The sequence below is a fragment of the Xylanibacter rarus genome, assembly GCF_001275135.1.
Taxonomy (GTDB): Bacteria; Bacteroidota; Bacteroidia; order Bacteroidales; family Bacteroidaceae; genus Prevotella; species Prevotella rara.
Genome location: NZ_LFQU01000018.1, coordinates 22,554 through 40,920 on the forward strand (window position 1 = coordinate 22,554; position 18,367 = coordinate 40,920).

18 protein-coding genes are annotated in these 18,367 nt (G+C 44.4%); 13 read left to right on the forward strand and 5 right to left on the reverse strand.

Annotated elements, in window-relative coordinates; genetic code table 11:
- Positions 1–61 precede the first annotated feature (61 nt).
- The 3 genes from ACU52_RS09615 to ACU52_RS09625 all read right to left on the reverse strand — a co-directional run bounded on the left by ACU52_RS09615 (position 62) and on the right by ACU52_RS09625 (position 2,068).
- The gene (locus ACU52_RS09615; RefSeq protein ID WP_053398655.1) at positions 62–337 is read right to left on the reverse strand and encodes a hypothetical protein; all 276 of its coding nucleotides are present in this window, start codon (positions 335–337) and stop codon (positions 62–64) included.
- Between the two features lie 2 nt (positions 338–339).
- Complete coding sequence (locus tag ACU52_RS09620; protein WP_053398656.1) at positions 340–975, reverse strand: hypothetical protein; 636 nt, start codon at positions 973–975, stop codon at positions 340–342.
- Between the two features lie 637 nt (positions 976–1,612).
- Entirely contained in the window at positions 1,613–2,068 is a 456-nt protein-coding gene (locus tag ACU52_RS09625; protein ID WP_053398657.1) for a GNAT family N-acetyltransferase, read from the reverse strand.
- 425 nt (positions 2,069–2,493) lie between these two features.
- Here ACU52_RS09625 and ACU52_RS09630 point away from each other — a divergent pair, with 425 nt between their 5' ends.
- The 11 genes from ACU52_RS09630 (at position 2,494) to ACU52_RS09685 (ending at position 12,078) form a co-directional block, all read left to right on the forward strand.
- Entirely contained in the window at positions 2,494–3,108 is a 615-nt protein-coding gene (locus ACU52_RS09630; RefSeq protein ID WP_004309995.1) for a TetR/AcrR family transcriptional regulator, read from the forward strand.
- A gap of 97 nt (positions 3,109–3,205) precedes the next feature.
- Positions 3,206–4,312, forward strand: coding sequence for a tyrosine-type recombinase/integrase (locus tag ACU52_RS09635; protein WP_004309994.1), 1,107 nt, complete (start codon positions 3,206–3,208; stop codon positions 4,310–4,312).
- Between the two features lie 77 nt (positions 4,313–4,389).
- The gene (locus tag ACU52_RS09640) at positions 4,390–4,980 is read left to right on the forward strand and encodes a T6SS immunity protein Tdi1 domain-containing protein (protein ID WP_004309992.1); all 591 of its coding nucleotides are present in this window, start codon (positions 4,390–4,392) and stop codon (positions 4,978–4,980) included.
- Positions 4,981–5,061: 81 nt separating this feature from the next.
- On the forward strand, positions 5,062–5,394 hold the full coding sequence (locus ACU52_RS09645) for a hypothetical protein (protein WP_032535954.1): 333 nt from the start codon (positions 5,062–5,064) through the stop codon (positions 5,392–5,394).
- Positions 5,395–5,473: 79 nt separating this feature from the next.
- Positions 5,474–5,866 (forward strand): hypothetical protein, encoded by a 393-nt coding sequence (locus tag ACU52_RS15900; RefSeq protein ID WP_010803471.1) that lies wholly within the window; start codon positions 5,474–5,476, stop codon positions 5,864–5,866.
- 524 nt (positions 5,867–6,390) lie between these two features.
- The gene (locus tag ACU52_RS09660; protein WP_004309989.1) at positions 6,391–6,849 is read left to right on the forward strand and encodes a hypothetical protein; all 459 of its coding nucleotides are present in this window, start codon (positions 6,391–6,393) and stop codon (positions 6,847–6,849) included.
- Between the two features lie 28 nt (positions 6,850–6,877).
- Positions 6,878–7,720: a helix-turn-helix domain-containing protein gene (locus ACU52_RS09665; RefSeq protein WP_053398678.1), complete on the forward strand. Its 843-nt coding sequence runs from the start codon at positions 6,878–6,880 to the stop codon at positions 7,718–7,720.
- A 31-nt stretch (positions 7,721–7,751) separates the two neighbouring features.
- Positions 7,752–8,654, forward strand: a complete 903-nt coding sequence (locus ACU52_RS09670) for an RteC domain-containing protein (protein ID WP_004309987.1) — start codon at positions 7,752–7,754, stop codon at positions 8,652–8,654.
- Between the two features lie 104 nt (positions 8,655–8,758).
- A complete protein-coding gene (locus tag ACU52_RS09675; protein ID WP_004309986.1) occupies positions 8,759–9,118 on the forward strand; it encodes a helix-turn-helix domain-containing protein in 360 nt (119 codons plus the stop codon).
- Positions 9,081–11,153 carry a bifunctional DNA primase/helicase gene (locus ACU52_RS09680; RefSeq protein ID WP_053398658.1) on the forward strand — a complete coding sequence of 691 codons (2,073 nt, stop codon included), beginning with the start codon at positions 9,081–9,083 and terminating at the stop codon, positions 11,151–11,153. Before ACU52_RS09675 ends, ACU52_RS09680 begins: the two co-directional genes overlap by 38 nt.
- Positions 11,154–11,559: 406 nt before the next feature.
- The gene (locus ACU52_RS09685) at positions 11,560–12,078 is read left to right on the forward strand and encodes a dihydrofolate reductase family protein (RefSeq protein WP_004309984.1); all 519 of its coding nucleotides are present in this window, start codon (positions 11,560–11,562) and stop codon (positions 12,076–12,078) included.
- A gap of 96 nt (positions 12,079–12,174) precedes the next feature.
- Here ACU52_RS09685 and ACU52_RS09690 read toward each other — a convergent pair whose 3' ends face one another.
- Positions 12,175–14,262 carry a type IA DNA topoisomerase gene (locus tag ACU52_RS09690; RefSeq protein ID WP_004309983.1) on the reverse strand — a complete coding sequence of 696 codons (2,088 nt, stop codon included), beginning with the start codon at positions 14,260–14,262 and terminating at the stop codon, positions 12,175–12,177.
- Positions 14,263–14,287: 25 nt separating this feature from the next.
- The gene (locus ACU52_RS09695; protein ID WP_004309982.1) at positions 14,288–15,604 is read right to left on the reverse strand and encodes a DUF3945 domain-containing protein; all 1,317 of its coding nucleotides are present in this window, start codon (positions 15,602–15,604) and stop codon (positions 14,288–14,290) included.
- Positions 15,605–16,548: 944 nt separating this feature from the next.
- On the opposite strand from ACU52_RS09695, the gene ACU52_RS09705 reads away from it, so the two are divergent.
- Complete coding sequence (locus tag ACU52_RS09705; protein WP_004309980.1) at positions 16,549–17,175, forward strand: Crp/Fnr family transcriptional regulator; 627 nt, start codon at positions 16,549–16,551, stop codon at positions 17,173–17,175.
- A 154-nt stretch (positions 17,176–17,329) separates the two neighbouring features.
- Positions 17,330–17,740, forward strand: coding sequence for a hypothetical protein (locus ACU52_RS09710; protein WP_004309979.1), 411 nt, complete (start codon positions 17,330–17,332; stop codon positions 17,738–17,740).
- The last annotated feature ends 627 nt before the right edge of the window (positions 17,741–18,367 follow it).

Genomic DNA, 18,367 nt, shown 5'->3' on the forward strand with positions numbered 1-18,367 from the left:
ATTGTTCTTTTATTTTCTTAAAGCGTAAAAGATAACTCGGCATTATAGCTATTTTTAATGGCTAAATTATCTTTTTTATTATAGCAGATATCTTATCTGCAACTTCACCTCCATTTTGAATAATTCTTAAAATTGCTTCATTCTTATCTGTCGCATTATTTATTTCCTTTTCTAGTTCATTTATAATATCTTCACTTACACTAGAATTACGCAACTCGACAATAATATTATCAAATAAAAGTTTACCCATTACTTTTTCTTTTTCTGTGGCAGTCTTAGCGTCTGCAGTTATTGCTGCTTTTTTTATCGCTTTTTCCAATTCTTTAATATCTATCATTTTTAGTCGTTTTTACTTGTTAAACCATTTACTTTGTCTTCTATTTCTTGAATTCCATTTTTTATTTTATTTAATTGGATATCTATTTTATTCAAAGACGAACTATTTATAGAATCCAATTTTTCTATAGGCAAGATTTTATCAATAAAATTTCTATAATTTTCCTGCAAATCTGAAGCGGATTTGGTATTTTTTAATATTATAGAATTCATTCTCAATGATAAATCATACTGCTGATTGAATGTTTCTATTATAGAATCCCTTACAGTATGGATTGATTTTAATCCCAAATCCTTTCGTTGTTTATATTCATTTAAACACAAATTTGTTATACTTTGTATTAATCTCATCCTATATTGAAGACTATCAGTTTCAACTGCTTCATTCCAGGCTTTAATAATAATAGAGTCACTAAAAGTTGCTTGTATATGTTGAGGATACCAAACATTATCTAAATAATTAATAAAGTTATTCTCTTTCTCTTTGTATACAGTTGTTATAAGGTTATTATTAGCCTCTTTTAATACAGATATTTGATGTTCTAGCAAAATAGACATTTCAGCAGTTTCCTTTGGAATACTGACACATGAAGATACCAAAATAAGACAACAAGAAAATAATACAATTTTAATATTCATACTCTAAATAATAATTGTGACAACGCTTTTTACTTCTTTATATTGAAATAAGCAAATTCTGTGCCAAAGCAACTCATTGTCATAAAAAAGACAAAAAGAAAGGGATGGATTTTTGCTACTTTTTGTGCCGTTTGAAGCTCACTATAAAAAGTAGTGGGCGGAAATTCCGCCCACCTTCATTCTATAAACTTGAGATATTTAAGAGGTCAGAACTCATCGGATTTTCTTCCCCATGTCCAATCGGACTCATACTATCATCTTCTCACCAATATGGGGAGTCAAATACAACTTTTGCGTCCAGAGAATACTTGCAATATTCGATTTCCGTGATAGGACTTTTAAACATCATACCGGTGAACATACCAATGAAACCTCAATAGTTTCAATGGCCTTATTCTTCAACGATTCGTTTATACATTCTATTACATACCTTTTTCTCTACATAATTTTGTCACACATAGGCATAAGCCCAACAAAGTGATTACATTAAACAGACTGCGGAAAACAACTTCCTAACCACCTTCATGATGAAGTTGGGCTAATATTCTTTGAAAGTACGGCTAGTGCCGAATTGGTTGCATACAATATAATCATTATATCCACTTTCTGACCAGCCTAACTTTTCTAAAAACTACAACTATCTACTTTTACTGATTTTTAAGTAGATCATATCTTTTAATTGTTTACCATCTTCAAAAATCGGATGATCATAATTATCAATGAAAAAATTGGGTATCCGATGTGAATACACAAATCCGCAATTCTTGTAGAAGGATATGGTTATAGGAGAGTCTCCAGTTCCGACAAGCATTGTATGACATTGAGTTTTATAATGTTCAAGAAGAAAGGATATCAACTTCTTTCCATAGCCCTGACGCTGGAATTGTGGATAGACTGCAATGTTTTTAATTTCGTAGACACCTGCGCCTTCTTCTGTTATAACGCATGAAGCTTTAACCTCATTGTTATCAGACAATACAAACATATCCCCACGTTCAAGATAGCGATCAATCATGGACTCTTGCTCATCAGCAAGGAGCAGCAGATCCAGATATTGCTTTTTATTATGAAAGACTGGATATATATTTATCATATTCAGTTTCTACAATCACGTTATATTTAATACATTGCTAATAATCACAAACAAAAGATGCGAATCACAAATGTGATTCGCATCTTTGCAAGTGGCGGAGAGAGAGGGTTTTGAACCTATAACTCTAACCGCTTATATGTCAGCTACTTTGCTTTCAAAATTTCAAATAGGTAACGAAACAGTAACGATTTTTAATCGTTAAGCCTGTCCAACTTTGACCGTGTTTGTCTGCCTAACTTTCGGGTTCAAAGATACTGCATTCTTTTGAAACTCGCAAATATCTGATAATAAATATTTTTGGGTTAGTGCAAGGTGCAAGCTATATATATAAATATATACTTGCACCTTGCACTAAAAAAAAGCACTGGGGTACAAATGGTTAAAACAAAATCCGTATCTTCGTAACCGATTAAAAACAAACGTGTATGATAATAACTAACCGTGAAGAAGTAATAGATAAAGCATTTGGGGTATTTGTCAGGATGAACTACGAGAAAGCAAGCATCATCACGCTTGCCAAAGCCTGCGGGGTGACAAAAACGGGTATCGTTTATTATTTTCCGCATAAGCTGGATTTATTCATGGCTGTGGCAGACAAATACGTGCTAAAAATGCACGAACCGGGAAACAAGTTTGCCACTCCTGCCGATACGTTGGCAGAGTTCATCGGGCAATACGTGGCAGGGGTAGCCGCTTCCATGAAAAGGATTGTTGAACTGATTGGCGACAATGGCGACCCGCATGATTGTAGCTCCAGCTTCTACTACTTTCATTTCCTGTCACAAGTGCGTACGTACTATCCGGGCATCAGGCAGAAAATCGAAAGAGTATTTAGCCATGACCATGACCTGTGGGCGAAAGTCGTGCAGAAAGCAAAAGAAAGCGGGGAAATCAGAAGTGACACGGACGTGAAGAAAACGGCTACCATGTTCCGGCAAATGTTTTTAGGACTGTCATACGAACAAGCATTCCTGAACGGTTTGAACGTGGACGAACTGGCAGAAAACTTTCGCTATATCTATTCGCTGCTTAAAGCCTGATACAGTTTTGTTTTTTTAACCTCTATTATTTTTGAACGTATGTTCAAAATGTGGCATTTTTGTTCTATCTTTGGAGCATGAAGCAAAATTCAGCGACATGGATAAGGTTCAGAAACAAAGAGGAAGCATCGTGCTGCACAAAGAAACAAGGGACGGTGCAGACTACATACGGATAGAATATGCGAGCAGTCAGGCTGTCGCCCAACTGCTCGCCCAAGACACAGGCATGGAAATGGCTGGCAACGGCTCTGCATACATAGCGTCAGCCGCTTTCAGCCTGCCGGATTTCTACGACCGCTATTCACCCCACGCCTATATTGATTACAGCCGGGTTTACGTGCGGCATCCCAAACCTAAAAGGGAATACACACTGCCGAAAGGCTACCTCGAACTGCTGGAACAGAAGCGTTACAGCCCCTCGACCGTCAAAACATACCGTGCCTATTTCAGCGACTTCATGGAATATCACAAGGGACGGAACATCGACCGCCTGAAAGTGCCGGACATCAACAAGTACATACTCTATCTTGTGAACGAGAAGAAAATCTCGGTGTCGCAACAGAATATGCGCATCAATGCTATCAAGTTCTATTACGAGCAGGTGAAAGGCGGCAAACGGCAATACTACGGCGGTATCACCCGTGCCAAAGAGTACAAGAGCCTGCCCGAAGTGTTGAGCAAGAATGAAATTAAGCGCATCCTTGCACAAATTTCCAACATCAAGCATCACTGCATGATTTCGTTGGTTTACTCTGCCGGACTTAGAAGAAGCGAATTGCTTAACCTGACCCCGCAGGACATCAACAGTGAAACAATGTCGGTTCGCATCATGGGCAAGGGGAAGAAATGCCGTTATTCGCTCCTTTCGCCCAAGTTGCTGGAAGAACTACGGCACTACTTCCGGGAATATCGCCCACAAAAATGGTTGTTTGAGGGCGAAACACCCGGAGAACAATATTCGGCAAGTGCATTGGTGAAAGTGCTGAAAGAAGCCGCACATCGTGCTGGCATCAAACACCGTGTACACGTACACATGCTGCGCCACTCCTTTGCCACACACTTGCTGGAACAGGGAACAGACCTGCACACGATACAGGAATTGCTGGGACACAACGACATCAAGACCACAACCATTTATCTTCATGTGTCAAGTGCCCATAAAGCAAAAATCCCTAATCCCCTTGATACACTGGATAATCCGTGAGGTGCAGTTATAGAAGTGTAGGAACGACACCATAAGGTGCGGTTATAAATAAATTATCAACCATAAAACGTAGAAATATGTACGAAGAATTTTTAGAAAAAAGCCTCAATAGCAAGAGGCAAGCAGTAGATGATACTTTTATTGCTAAATATGCTGATTTGTCTTATCCCGAACTGAATACTTTATGGCAGGAGGTCGGGTTAGGAAGTTTTTGTAATGGGCTGTTTAAGCTCATCAATCCATCCGATTATCAGGATGTGATAAACTCCTGTTTTGAAAAGGAGGATGACCAATCATTTCTACCATTCATGTGTACGGCTTTCGGCGATCTCTTTGCCTATGTAAAGAATCCGAGACTGAATAATTACGTCGTTTATCTGAATGTCAGATACGGAACATATTTAATACTTCCTGCCAATCTTCGTGCGATTTTTAATAAGGTAATGGTAAATGAAAGTTTCTTGAAAGGCTGGTTTGATTTAGAAAATTATCCTATAATACAAGAAAAACTCGGAACTCCAGATTATGACGAGTGTTTTGGATATTCTCTACTTTTGGCTTTGGGAGGAAGTGAAGATATTGAAAACATCAAGATAGTCAAGACTATTCCGTACATTGACATTTGTACCCAAACAATCGGCGAATTTGAAATTGCAGATAAATGGTGAATATAGAATAGGTTGATAACAACGCAGGATAACGGCAAGCCGTTCCCTGCTGAACCATTATGAACAATTAGAGTACACGATATGAGAAATGAAATTTTACAGTTGAAAGATTTGGGTCGTATGCCTAATGAAAGCATCAATGATACAGAGAGTATTGATGAATTAGTAAATACTTATGATGCCTTATTAGAACAAATACAACTTCCCATATCATTTGATGAAGCTATGGTGTTGGTACAAATCTTTCCTGAAAATGCTTTTTATGATTTGCAGTGGAGTTTATTAAAACTTGTAGAGTCTGTTTGCGTTGATGATGAGAATAAGTATATTCAGTTAATAAACTCTTGCCCAAGCCAAGAATGGCGGGACACTCTAAATGCTCGCTATGCAAATTATAAAAGGCACAAGGGGTAAAGTAAGTTCATAACAAGCCGGGATAACGGACTAACGCCGTTCCCCGCCAAGCCATTACTAACAATACGAATAACTCTTTATGACAAAATTCATTTTAGATGCGATGTATTATCAGATATTCATATTTAATAGGGATAAATTTATATTGGAAAATCCACATGAGCGGACGATACAGATAATATGTGGAATATTATTTCTTCCTGTTATAGTATTGACGTATCTACTGATAAAGGAGAATTTCAATTATAAAACCCCTTTTGTGTTTTTTATCATAATCTATGTTTTACTATACAAGACATTCTGTTCGTATTATATCAAAAGGAAAAAAGGTATGGAAATTATAAGGAGTAAACCTCTAATATTTAATAGCCAAAAGATTTCTTCCTTCATATCATGGATGATTTATCCCATTTTGGTTGTATTACTTTATTTTATAATAACACATCGTCATTGGCTAAAAATTATACAATAAAGATTTAATAAGTTAGTAACAACGAAAGATAGCATCTGACGATGCTCCTTTCTAACCAATAGCGTACATATATGAATAATGTAACAAGAGTAAGAATTGTATATGAATGTAGCATAATAGGTGTTGTTTTGCTGACATTCTTAAAAGGTATGTTCCCATACATGGGAGCATGGTGGCGAGTAGCCCTTATTACTTCACTTGTAGGATTGTGGTTTTCACTATCTTATCTGAAACGGTATAATTATAAATGGGGGTTCAATTACATAGGAAATCATTTATACATTAACCTCTTATTGAAAGTACAGAAGTGGTTTCAGAACGCTACAATCATAGCCTTATTGATACCTGTATTCTTAAAAGACCTCTTGTATAATCAATATTGCTTAGTAGCATATATATTGCTTGTAGGTATGTTCTTGGGCGTGAAGCTGGCTACTTACACAGTAGAGTACGCTATATATAAAAGTAAATTCATTGGTAACAAGGAAAGATAACCCCTGAACGCTTTCCCTCACCAAACCATTATGAATAAAGGAATAAAAAAGACAGATAACTATTTTGAACGAGTGAAGCAGCGTGCAAACCGGACGAATTACAGATACTATTTTTTTGACTACCTATATTTCAAGGGAGAGGTTTGGGGCAAGAAGATAGGACGGATGTCAGGTTTTATACTGCTGTTTTGGTATTGGTGGTGGATAGTAGTTCTGCCCGGTAACTTTCTCCTGATTAACAATGTACCGCAATGGTCGTCCTTACATCTTGGCTATTTAGGTGCAATGTTTTTGTTTATTTGTGTATTTATTCTTGCACGATACAGGAAAGCCCGTGTACAGGCATTGTTGAACCGCTACCGCCGCTCTAAGCATATCAGCGCATTACAGGCATATTTTCTGTTCCTGCTGCCCTTTGTACTTTTCTTCTTAGAAACATGGCTGTTCGATGAATGGGGTTGGACGGATTGCGTGAGGTGGAACAAATGATATGTCATTCATATATAAAACATCAGATATGGAACAACGGATTACATCACTATTGCTGCCCGCTCCCGAAGCGGAACTGGAAGCGTCCTGCAAGGAACTGGACGAAAAGGTAACATGGCTGCTGCACAACAGCCGGAAAATGGACAACTACTTGGAACTTGAACCGTTCAGCAAGGACGGGCGGCTGTGCGCCCACGTGTGCGACACGCTCAAAAGCCTGCCGGAAACGCCGACACTGGCGGCGTACAAGGACTACAAGACAATCATCATTCTGCTGGGTATGTCCACCACACATTACGCCATACTGGACGAACTGGCGGAACAGCACCGCAAGCGGGACGACATACCCGAACTGACCGCCTACTGCGATGCGCTCCACTGGATGCGACCGGGACGGCAGTACCTATGCAACGTGTACAACACGGTATGCCACGCTTTCCACCTGCTGCGGAGAAACCCGGTAAGGGACAACCGCCTGCTGGTGACGGAAAAGGAGCTGTGCCACGCCGAACGGATGCTGCCGGAACTGGGCAGGCAGACGTTCACCGAAATGGTACGTCTGAAAGGCTACATGGTCTATGATGCCGAGCAACTGGCGGATAAATGCGGCATGGAATACGGCTCGTTCCGGCGAAAGGTAAAGAAAATGACCGGGTACACGGCTAAAGAATGGGTGATAAAGGAACGGGTAAAGGACGTGGAACACTACCTGATGAACACAAACCTCACGCTTACCGAAGTGGCGTTCACCACCGGGTTCGCATCGACATCGAACTTGAACGACTTCTGCAAGGCTTACTTGCTGGACACACCGGGCGAGATACGCAGAAAAGCGCAGGAAACAAGAAAATGCACAGTTACAAGAACGTAATGTGAAAAATCAAGAATAAAACAGATTTTTTATGCCCGTAACTTTGTGCTTCATAAAAGATAAGCACAAGGTTATGGAACATAAGATACCGTTGGAAACATACTTCGCCGGACTGCTTCAAAAAGTGGAATGGCAGATACAGGAATACGAGGACACCGCAGCGGACACGCTGACGCTCTGCCGCCTGTGCGTGGACTACCTGCAAGAGATACTGGGCGAACTCAAAACCTTTATAATCTCCTACCCGTTCGCCAGCACGGAAGAAGAAATACACTTCTTCAAGGAACTGAAACCGCTTTTAGCAAGCAAAATCATCTATTACAACACCGTTTACAAGATAGAGGTGCGCTTTCCCAGCGGCAGCGAGGACGTGCAGCGGGACTACCTGCTGTCGGAAACCGACCGGATTTCAAAGTCGTTCCAGCGGAACTTGGCGTTCTACCAGTACCACCGCACGAAAGCCACCTACTTGGACAGGCAGTATTTCATGCGTGGGAAGCCTGACATACAAATCATTGTGGACAGTTTCTATTACGAAACAGACCCACAGTTCAGCACCAGTCACGACTTCAAGGTAGCCAAGATTTTAGCCAACGAACTGCTGGAAATATACCTCACCAACCGACTGCACGAACTGGAACGCCGGGAACAGCGCAAGCGGGTGAAGAACGGCTTCACAGGAAAGGTGCTACGCTGGACGGGGACGAAAAGGGCGTTGGTGGAGCTTGTCTATGCACTGGACGCCTGCGGCTGTCTGAACAAGGGAACGGTTGATATTAAGGAGATTGTAGCCTATTTTGAATACGTTTTCGACATCGACCTCGGCGACTTCTACCATACCTACATGGAACTCAAAGCCAAGACCAAAGACCGCACAGGCTTCCTCTCCACCCTGAAAGACAGGTTGCTGCTGCGCATGAGGGAACAGGATTAGGCAACCGTTCTTTAACAAAATTTATTTCGCCACAGGTGGGTTCGCCTGTGGCGTTTTATTTTTCAGGACACCCGAACTTTGCGGCAAATCAATTAGTTACCATTATGGAAATAATAACATTCGAGTCCAAAGCCTACAAGGAACTGGACAACAAAATTACTGCCATTGCCGATTACATATTCAATCATGTAGAAAAGGCAAAACAAAGTGAAGAAGATATGTGGGTGGACAGCTACGAGGTCTGCACGTTCCTGAAAATAAGCGAAAAGACCCTGCAACGCCTGCGGGTATCGGGGACTATCGCCTATTCCAACATCAGGGGACGTTATTTCTACAAGGTCAGCGAGATACGCCGGATGCTGGAAGAACGTTTGATTAGGAGCAACAAAGAGAACATCGACAACCTGATAACCAACCACCAACTGTATGCTAAGGAAAGAGGAAATCTTAGAAAGAACAAGTAACGGGCTGGCGGTATTCAAACACTACCTGCCCGGAAACTGGCGCATAGGTCGCAACTTCCTTAACCCGCTGTACGAGGACAGCAAGGCTTCCTGCAACATCTACTTCGACCGCCGGGGCGGTATCTACAAGATGAAAGACTTCGGCAACGACAGTTACAGCGGCGACTGCTTCTTCCTCGTGGGGCAGTTAAAGGGGCTGGACTGCAACCGGGCGGCTGACTTCGTGGAGATACTGGAAATCATTGACCGGGATTTGGGCTTGGGGCTGGCTTCCGGCACTCCGGTTTCCGTTCCCCCGGCAACCGTCCGCCGGGCAGAGCCGGACAAACCCGAAGAAAAGCCCGAAAAGCCCGTCAAGCCCTACCAGTTCCGGGAACAGAAATTTCCGCTTGCCGAACTGGTGTACTGGCAACAGTACGGCATCACGCCCGAACTGCTGGAACATTACAAGGTCTGCTCGCTCCGGGAATACAACAGCGAAACGGCAGAGGGCAAACCGTACACCTACACTTCATCGGTGGCAGAACCCATGTACGGCTACAAGGGCAAACAGTACATCAAGCTGCACCGCCCGTTCTCCACGCCCCGCTTCCTCTATGGCGGCAGCTTCGGCGAAAACTACTGTTTCGGGCTGGAGCAACTGCCCGCCAAAGGCGACACGCTATTCATCACGGGCGGCGAGAAAGACGTGCTTTCGCTGGCGGCGCATGGTTTTCACGCTATCTGCTTCAACAGCGAAACGGTGACGATACCGCCAACGCTGGTTTATCGGCTGACGTTCCGCTTCAAGCACATCGTCCTGCTCTTTGACATGGACAAGACGGGCAGGGAAAGCTCACGCAAGCAGGAAAAACTATTGGAAGAATTTGGCGTGAAACGCCTGCTGCTCCCGCTTCCGGGAACGAAAGAGGAAAAGGACATATCCGACTACTTCAAAGCCGGGAACACCCGTGAAGATTTCCTGAAACTGTTTATCGAATTTTTAGACAACCTGTATAGCGACACATTGATTATGCTTAAATCGTGCGAGATAGATTTCAACAACCCGCCCGCCAAAGCGCAAGAGATTATTTCGGCGGGTGACGTTCCGTTAGGAACACAAGGCAACCTGTTCGGCATCACCGGGGGCGAGGGAACGGGAAAGAGCAATTATGTAGCCGCAATCGTGGCGGGCTGCATCTGCCCGGCTGGTGCGGACATAGATACGCTGGGCATACAGATAACCGCCAACGGCAGGCACAAGGCGGTCTTGCTATATGACACCGAACAGTCGGAAGTGCAACTGTTCAAGAATGTAAGCAACCTGCTGGCACGTGCCAAACAGCCGGACAAACCCGATGAGCTGAAAGCGTTCTGCCTGACGGGTATGTCACGCAAGGAACGCCTGAACGCCATTGTGCAGAGCATGGATAAGTTTTACTACCAGTACGGCGGCATCCAGTTGGTCGTCATTGACGGCATCGCCGACCTTGTTAAGAGTGCCAACGATGAAGCGGAAAGCGTGGCGGTAATAGATGAACTTTATCGGTTGGCGGGCATCTACAACACCTGTATTCTTTGTGTGCTACACTTTGTACCGAACGGCTTGAAACTGCGGGGACATTTGGGCAGCGAGTTGCAGCGTAAGGCGGCTACAATCCTTTCGATAGAGAAAGACGAAGAACCCGCCCAGTCGGTCGTGAAAGCCCTGAAAGTAAGGGACGGAAGCCCGCTGGACGTTCCTCTGATGCTCTTTGCTTGGGACGAGGAAGCCGGGATGCACGTGTACAAGGGCGAGAAGCCCCGTGAGGAAAAGGAGAAGCGCAAGGAAAGGGAACTGGTGAATGTCGCACGTGACATCTTCGGGCGGCAGACACGCATCACCTACATAGACCTTTGCGAGCAGTTGCAGCAGGTCTTGGACATCAAGGAACGCACCGCAAAGAGCTATATCCGCTTCATGCGGGAAAGGGACATCATCACCAAAGACACGGCGAACCAAAGCTGTTTTGTCATCGGTTCATATAATCTTCGATGGAACACAAGTTGTCCATAAGCGTATGGATAAAACTTGTGTAATTCATGTGCTTGTGTCCTGCCCTGTTGTGAAACACGGCAGGATTTTTTCTGTTTGCACGTGAAAATTCAGGGTATTTGCTTAACTTTGCAGAAGTTACACGAAAAAAGTAACGGCAGTTGGACGGCGGTTGCCGGAATATTGCCTTTATATATAACATATACGTTCGCCGAACGTCCCAAAGTAGAAAACTGGCACTTTTCAAAATGTGGGGATATTCAGCGCAGGATATGCTATGCGTTTGTCATAGCGTGGCTGCACTGTTTCCACATTTGGGTATGCCAGTACCTCTACTTTGAAACAGCGTCATGCCACGCTTTCTTTTTGGGGTGGCGGCTAACGTGCCAAGACAGTAGGGATTTATATCACTTTAATACCTGACAATATGGAACAAATCAAAGCGCACATCGCCGTATCGCTGGACGGGCATACCGCCACGCCGGACTATGAACTGGACTGGTTGCCTGATAAAGTAAAAGCTATCATCGGCAAATACTATTTGGATGCGGATTGCCTGCTTATGGGGGCGAACACCTATAACTACATCTTTGAACACTGGGGCGGGTGGCCGCACAAAAGCAAGCGGTCTTTTGTGGTGTCACACTACGACACCAACGTGACGCCGGACTGCGGCGTGGAGTTCCTGACCGAAGAACCGCTGCAAAGGGTCTATGAACTGAAACAGAAAACCGACATATTGGTAGTTGGCGGCGGCAAGCTGCTTACTTCATTGATTAAAGCCGGATTGCTGGACAGCCTGACTATCTACACCGTCCCAGTCATGGCGGGCAAAGGCATCGGCTTTATCGGGGAAACATTCGGCTCACATTGGAAACTCTCGGAAAGCAGGGTGCTGGATAACGGGGTGGTCTGTTCGACCTACCTGTTTGGCGGGAGCGTATAAAAAATGCGCCCGGTTCCCGCCGGGCGCAACCACTAAAATTTCAATTATTATAAGTTGTAAAACCTATCACAATGAAATTTCAGTGGCAAAGATAGGCTATTTCTTCGGTTTCGCTTTCTTTTCGGGAAATGAAAAACCGATATTGAACTGTTCGTCCAGCACAAGCGAAGCATCGAAAGCCTTGCCGTTCTTGCCCTTGAAGCCCTTGATTAGCCCTGTCTTGCGTTTCGTCGCCAGCTCGACAATCTGCTTGTCGGAAAGCTGCTTGTCGCACTTGTTGCGGAATATGGTAAGCGTGCAGTCCACGTTGGAACACTTCGCCACTTTCGGGTAGAACAGGATGCGCCCGTTATTGCATTTGGGGCAGGAACAAGTTTCGCCATTGGCGATAGATAACTGCACCGATAGCAATTCCGCCGTGATTTGAGCGGCGTACACCTCAATGCCCTTTCGGAACATGTCGGCATCCATGCTGCCCGCTTCTATCTTGGCAAGGGCGGTTTCCCACATGCCCGTCATTTCGACATCGGCAATCTTCTTGTCCCTGACAATCCTGTAAACGGCAAGCCCCTTGTCGGTGGGTACAAGGTTCTTCTTCTCACGCACGATGTACTGGCGGGCGAACAGCGTTTCGATAATCGCCGCACGGGTGGCGGGTGTGCCTATCCCGGCATCTTTCAGGCTGGCTTTCAGTTCGGCATCTTCCAGTTCCTTTCCGGCGTTCTCCATTGCCGCAAGCAGGCTGCTTTCCGTGTGCAGCGGTTTCGGCTTGGTCTGCTTTTCGAGCAGATCCACGCCGGAGAGTGGCAAATATTCTCCCTCTTGGAGTGGCGGCAGGCTGGCGGCTTCTTCATCCCCGCCCGTTTCCTGCTCGCCGAACACGGCACGCCACCCGGCTTCTTTCATCACAGACCCTTTCACCGTGAAGTCGGTATCTCCCCCTGACAGCAAGGCGGTGGTAACGTCTTTCACGCACTTGCCCGAAAAGGCTTCCAGCATACGCCCGGCTACCAGCTCGTAAACCGCCCGCTCGTCTTTGGAAAGTTCGCCGGGCAGGTTCTCGGTAATGATTAAGGCGTGGTGGTCGGTCACTTTGCTATCGTTCACGCTGCGGCGGTTCAGTGCCGCACCGTCCAGCCCGGCGGCATACCCGGCAAAGCGGGGGTATTGCCCCAGCAGGGCGACACGTTCCGGCATTTCATCGAAAACGTCCTCCGGGATATAGCGGCTTCCAGTTCGGGGGTAGGACATCACTTTCTTTTCATACAGGCTTTGCGCTATGGAAAGCGTCTTGTCAGCCGAGAAGTTCAGCTTCGTGTTCGCTTCCTTTTGCAGCGTGGTAAGGTCGTACAAAAGCGGCGGTTCTTGACAGGCTTCTTTCCTCTCAACGGATTTAACCACAAGTTGCCCGGCATCCTTTACCCGTTGCAGGGCGGCTATGGCTTCGGGCTGCTGTTCCCACTTGGCGGTCGATTGGGCGGTGAAACTTATTTCCCCGCTGGCGGTCGCCGCTTTGAGTTGCCAAAACTTGGCGGGTACGAAATTCTTGTTCTCCAAATAGCGGCTGCATATCATCACGAGCGTGGGTGTCTGCACCCTGCCCAGTGAGAACACCCCCTGCCCGGCGGCAACGCTCAACGCTTGGGTGGCGTTTATCCCTATCAGCCAGTCCGCTTCGCTGCGGGACTTGGCAGAAAGGTAGAGGTTATCGTAATATTCGCCCGGCTGCAAGTTATCCAGCCCCTCACGGATTGCCTTGTCGGTAAGGCTGCTTATCCACAGACGCACAAATGGTTTCCGACAGTTCAGGTAATGGAAGATATAGCGGAAGATTAGCTCACCCTCACGCCCGGCATCGGTGGCGACAATAATCTTGTCGCACTGGTCGAAAACTTCCTTTATCACTTTCAACTGTTTCAGCACGCCGGGGTCTGCCTTGTAGCCTTTCTCCGCTTTCACCTGACGGGGAATTAGCTGGAAATCGGGCGGCAGTATGGGCAGGCTCTCCCTGCGGAAGTTCGCCACGCCGTAGGCTTCCGGCATGGCAAGCTGGATTAAGTGGCCGAACGCCCATGTCACCATATACCCGTTGCCGGAAAGATAACCGTCATTACGCCCGGTCGCACCGATGATGCGGGCGATGTCCTTTGCCACGCTGGGCTTCTCTGCTATCAATGCAATCATAATTCTTTACTTTTTAAGGTGGGTACTACATTTTCATTCCTCTGGACTTCTTGGGCTTGTCCGCTTTCAGGCTCTTGTCCTGCGCTTTCTCCTGCTTCTCTTTCTGCTTGGCGGTGGGCTTGTCCTGACCCTGTTTCAGCGGCTCTTTGCCCTGCTTGGTGGCTTCGTTGGTCTTGCCCCCCGAATTGACCGCTACCTGCGTCCGGCTCTCGGCGGCGGGGGTAACGTCTTTCGGCTGCACCTTGTCGGGGGATTTGCCCTGTGCGCCGGGCTGTACATGACCGTTGAACTCAACGCCCTTGCCGTCCTTTAGCCCGGCTACCTGCTGCTCTGCGGGCTGCTGTCCCTGCTGCAAGAACTGGACGGCGGCACGGGGCAGGAACTCCAAGCCACGCTCCACCGCACTGACCTGCAAATAGGCACTGCGCTTCGTGCCGTCCCTGAATTGCAGGTTTTCCATTTTCACCGCTTGCCCGGCTTCAAAGGCGGCTTTCTGCTCCGGGCTGACTTGCACGTTACAGATTGTATCGGGGCATTTCCACTTGTCAGCCCGCATATACTCCAGTTCGTGCGTGTACCTGTCCCGGCTGACGAACACGGGGATTTGCTCGCCGCTTTTCGGGTCTTTGATTTCAGCGATGCCGCCCAAGTTGCCAGTGCCTTGCAAGTTGCCCTGTTCCTGCTTGGTGAACCCGTGTTCATGGAACGGGCGTTGCAACAGTTTCTCGTCCTGCTGCACGCCGTGCAGCTTGGGGACTACCGTGCCGTCCTTAGCCTGATAGAAAGAGAGCTTGACATCGGTAGGTTTGAGGTAGAAGCCGCCCACCGTCCCCGAAACGGTGTAGGTGTTGCGGGACTTGTAGCCACGCATCACCCGGTCGAAGTCCTTCGTGTTTTTCAGGGTGTCGGCGGTGATGCCGACTTTTTTCAGGTTCTCCCAGTCGATTTTTGACGGGTCGAAGCGGTAGCCCTGCTTGAACTCGTGGAAGTCGGGCTTCGGAACTCGAAGCATTTCAGCCCGCTTGTTGCCCTCCGGTGTAGGGTTGCGGTGGTTGTCCTCGATTGCCTTTGCGTCCCGCTCCGCTTCGGAAGCCTTGACGCTGAACAGTTCCAGCCCGGAAGTGTCCTGATACTTGCGGTAGAAGTTGGAAATGAAGTTGCTGAACACATCGCTGTTCTTGTCCACCTGCATGAACTCGCCGCCGTGTGTCGGCGGCACGGTCTGCAAATTGCCCTCCTTGTCGATACCCTTAACGGCACTCACCTTGCCCTGCTGTTTATCCAAGACCAGCAGCACGTCTTTTTCCTGCCCCTCTGCGGGCGGGGTCATTCTGTTTGCCATAAATAATTGGAATTTTAGTGGTTACGGGAATAGTCCCGCCCAAAGGTAGCGACTAAATATGCTATATTTGGACGGGCGGCAAGGGCTGTCCGAATTTGTCCTGCGGTGTCCCGATTTGTCCGGGTGGGATGAAATTCCGCAACCATTGGTTGCAGAATTGAAAAGGGCATAAAAAAAGAGAGTGAATGATTTCACTCTCTTTCGATGAACCCTTTGTGAACCCTTTGGTCGTTTTTTGAAATAGCTAAAACTCAAGTAATTTGCATATTTTGCAAAAGAAAATCATTCGAGTATGAACCATATGTGAACCCTTTAATGGATTAGCGGGGAACACTGTTTAAGCGTCATCGCGCTTCGTTAGTAATCTGTTATTGCACTCGTTTCAAATCCCCGATAGATTGGAGTGACATTTCTATGTAGGGAATAGTTTTTAGAATATGGATGTTATCTATTGCTTCTTTACCACCCAATGCCAATGCCGATACAAGACATGGAGATTATAGAATAAAAATAATTCATCTTTCTTATTATCAGTCATTTGAATATTTTCTGTTTTTCTCTATTTTTGCCATTTTCTGTTATTCAGTACACTTTGAAATATCATTTTCTTTTGTACCTTTGCATCCGCAGAAAACAAAAGAAAATCAACTATTTAGTGTAATTACCCGGTTACGGCACCTAAATCGAGATAAAACCTCTAAACAATGGCAATGTTAGAAAATAAAACGAAAGAAAACCCCAAGCTGGAGCAAAATAAGCTCTCGGACGGTAGAATAAGCCTTTACTTAGAGTATTATTTCCTCCTCAAATTATTAAAAGTAATACTGTCAAAAAGAAATACCTTTTATTCTTACTCTTTTCGCCAGTACTTATATCTTGCAGTCAACAGAAAAAAGTTTAGTACGGTTTGGATATATAGACAAAAAACAGACTAAACTCCAAACATGGAAATTCAGATATTTTTTATACATTTCTCTTATATACAAATGATAGCCGAATTCAATTCATATATGAGTAACATAGACATAGACTTCTTCAAGGAGTTGTGTCTGAAACATGGAGAGTTACGACATTATAAAAAGAATGAGTTTATTCTCCATGAAGGTGATGCCTGTTCTTTCTTCGGGTTTATCTTATCAGGCGTAGTCAAATACAGTTGCACCAACCGGACAGAAAACAAGCCGTATAATGTCGGTTTTTCCTTTCCAAATGAATTTATAGCCGATTATCCCACTTGCTTATATGGCATGAAATCAGAATTGAATATACAGGCGATAATCCCGTGCGAGATTTACATCTGTTCTTCTACATTCTTACAGCAAAAATTCAAGGAAAATAATGAAAACCAACGGATAGCCCGTATCGCAGCCGAACAGATGTTTTTCCAATCATATTCACGTTATTTGGATTTATTCAGATTCACACCGGAAGAGCGTTACCTCCAACTTTTAAAAAAATGCCCTGCAATCCTTCAAATGGTATCACTAAAAGAAATAGCATCCTACCTTAAAATTACACCCATACACATGAGCCGAATCAGACGCAAGCAAAGTTTTGACAACAAAAAATAAACATAGGTTTAGAAATTTACATTCATAACAATATTCCAAGAGTATCTTAATCTGCCAAAGAATTCTTCTTTTTATCTTTGTCTTATCTTTGGTTGGTTCAACGAAGAGACAAAATAAAGATTGAATGAGTTAAACAAGAGATTAAAAAAAGAATATGAAAACAAAAGAAATTCTTGGAATACTTATGCTATTCCTCTGTACATTCAGCTTTATAAGCTGCGACGATGATAATGAACAGACAAATGAATTAACCCCCGAAGCACTTTATCAGACTTCATGGCGTGGAACAGGGCATTGTGAGGCTTGGACAGTACAAAATATGGGGGTCGGTATGCAATTTGTAGATACTCGGAAAGGGAAAGTAAATTGGGAAGGTTACGATGAAATTGATATTACTTATACAATAGAAGGGAAATATATCACATTTAATAGCAATGCTTTATATTTGGGTGGAGCCCCTTGGATTATCAAAAGCTATACCCAAAAACATATAACCATTATACAGAATGAAATTAGTCCAGATAAAGAGAAAGTAGCTACAATTGAATTAGAGAAAATAGATTAAACTGAATCATGGGAACATTAAGTTGCATAAATGTATGCTACAACAGAACAATGAGAACCGTGAGATTTGCAAATTGAGCAAAGAAAGTCATAAATACCTTGTAAATAAAGGAAAAAATGCAGATTCATCTAATATTCCTTTATGTGCTATTATCGGGCTGGTCTATGGGCTGAAACACAAGGAAAAGAGATTCACCTTGTTCTTTTGTATAGGATTGGTTATTGGGTTAGGATGAGCAATTTATATGCTACTGCTAATAAGGTCAATGTAAATCAAAGGAATATGAAACTGAAATATATATTGAATGCTATACTATTTGTTTTGGCATTATCTTTTTTGTCTATGTGTATATTTAAGACTACAGAGTTAAGTTTAAAATGTATGCAATTTGCTGTATCTATCTCTTGTATAGGAGCAATGTTTTCTACAAAAAGATATAGATACATATTTGCATCTATTGCTTTAATCATTATAGGAATATCTTTTTCACTTTAAATGTCCATAATAACGATAATGATTTGATTATTGAATGGTATAATAATAGTCCAGTCTACAGATAGCGACTAAAAACGGGGGCAAGGGATGCCCGAATTTGTCCTGCGGAGCTTGAAATTATCCGGGTGCGGT

Coding starts and splice junctions, on each gene's coding strand:
- ACU52_RS09615 (WP_053398655.1), bottom strand. CDS start 337: ATGATAGATATTAAAGAATTGGAAAAAGCGATAAAAAAAGCAGCAATA.
- ACU52_RS09620 (WP_053398656.1), bottom strand. CDS start 975: ATGAATATTAAAATTGTATTATTTTCTTGTTGTCTTATTTTGGTATCT.
- ACU52_RS09625 (WP_053398657.1), bottom strand. CDS start 2,068: ATGATAAATATATATCCAGTCTTTCATAATAAAAAGCAATATCTGGAT.
- ACU52_RS09630 (WP_004309995.1), top strand. CDS start 2,494: ATGATAATAACTAACCGTGAAGAAGTAATAGATAAAGCATTTGGGGTA.
- ACU52_RS09635 (WP_004309994.1), top strand. CDS start 3,206: ATGGATAAGGTTCAGAAACAAAGAGGAAGCATCGTGCTGCACAAAGAA.
- ACU52_RS09640 (WP_004309992.1), top strand. CDS start 4,390: ATGTACGAAGAATTTTTAGAAAAAAGCCTCAATAGCAAGAGGCAAGCA.
- ACU52_RS09645 (WP_032535954.1), top strand. CDS start 5,062: ATGAGAAATGAAATTTTACAGTTGAAAGATTTGGGTCGTATGCCTAAT.
- ACU52_RS15900 (WP_010803471.1), top strand. CDS start 5,474: ATGACAAAATTCATTTTAGATGCGATGTATTATCAGATATTCATATTT.
- ACU52_RS09660 (WP_004309989.1), top strand. CDS start 6,391: ATGAATAAAGGAATAAAAAAGACAGATAACTATTTTGAACGAGTGAAG.
- ACU52_RS09665 (WP_053398678.1), top strand. CDS start 6,878: ATGGAACAACGGATTACATCACTATTGCTGCCCGCTCCCGAAGCGGAA.
- ACU52_RS09670 (WP_004309987.1), top strand. CDS start 7,752: ATGCCCGTAACTTTGTGCTTCATAAAAGATAAGCACAAGGTTATGGAA.
- ACU52_RS09675 (WP_004309986.1), top strand. CDS start 8,759: ATGGAAATAATAACATTCGAGTCCAAAGCCTACAAGGAACTGGACAAC.
- ACU52_RS09680 (WP_053398658.1), top strand. CDS start 9,081: ATGCTAAGGAAAGAGGAAATCTTAGAAAGAACAAGTAACGGGCTGGCG.
- ACU52_RS09685 (WP_004309984.1), top strand. CDS start 11,560: ATGGAACAAATCAAAGCGCACATCGCCGTATCGCTGGACGGGCATACC.
- ACU52_RS09690 (WP_004309983.1), bottom strand. CDS start 14,262: ATGATTGCATTGATAGCAGAGAAGCCCAGCGTGGCAAAGGACATCGCC.
- ACU52_RS09695 (WP_004309982.1), bottom strand. CDS start 15,604: ATGGCAAACAGAATGACCCCGCCCGCAGAGGGGCAGGAAAAAGACGTG.
- ACU52_RS09705 (WP_004309980.1), top strand. CDS start 16,549: ATGGAAATTCAGATATTTTTTATACATTTCTCTTATATACAAATGATA.
- ACU52_RS09710 (WP_004309979.1), top strand. CDS start 17,330: ATGAAAACAAAAGAAATTCTTGGAATACTTATGCTATTCCTCTGTACA.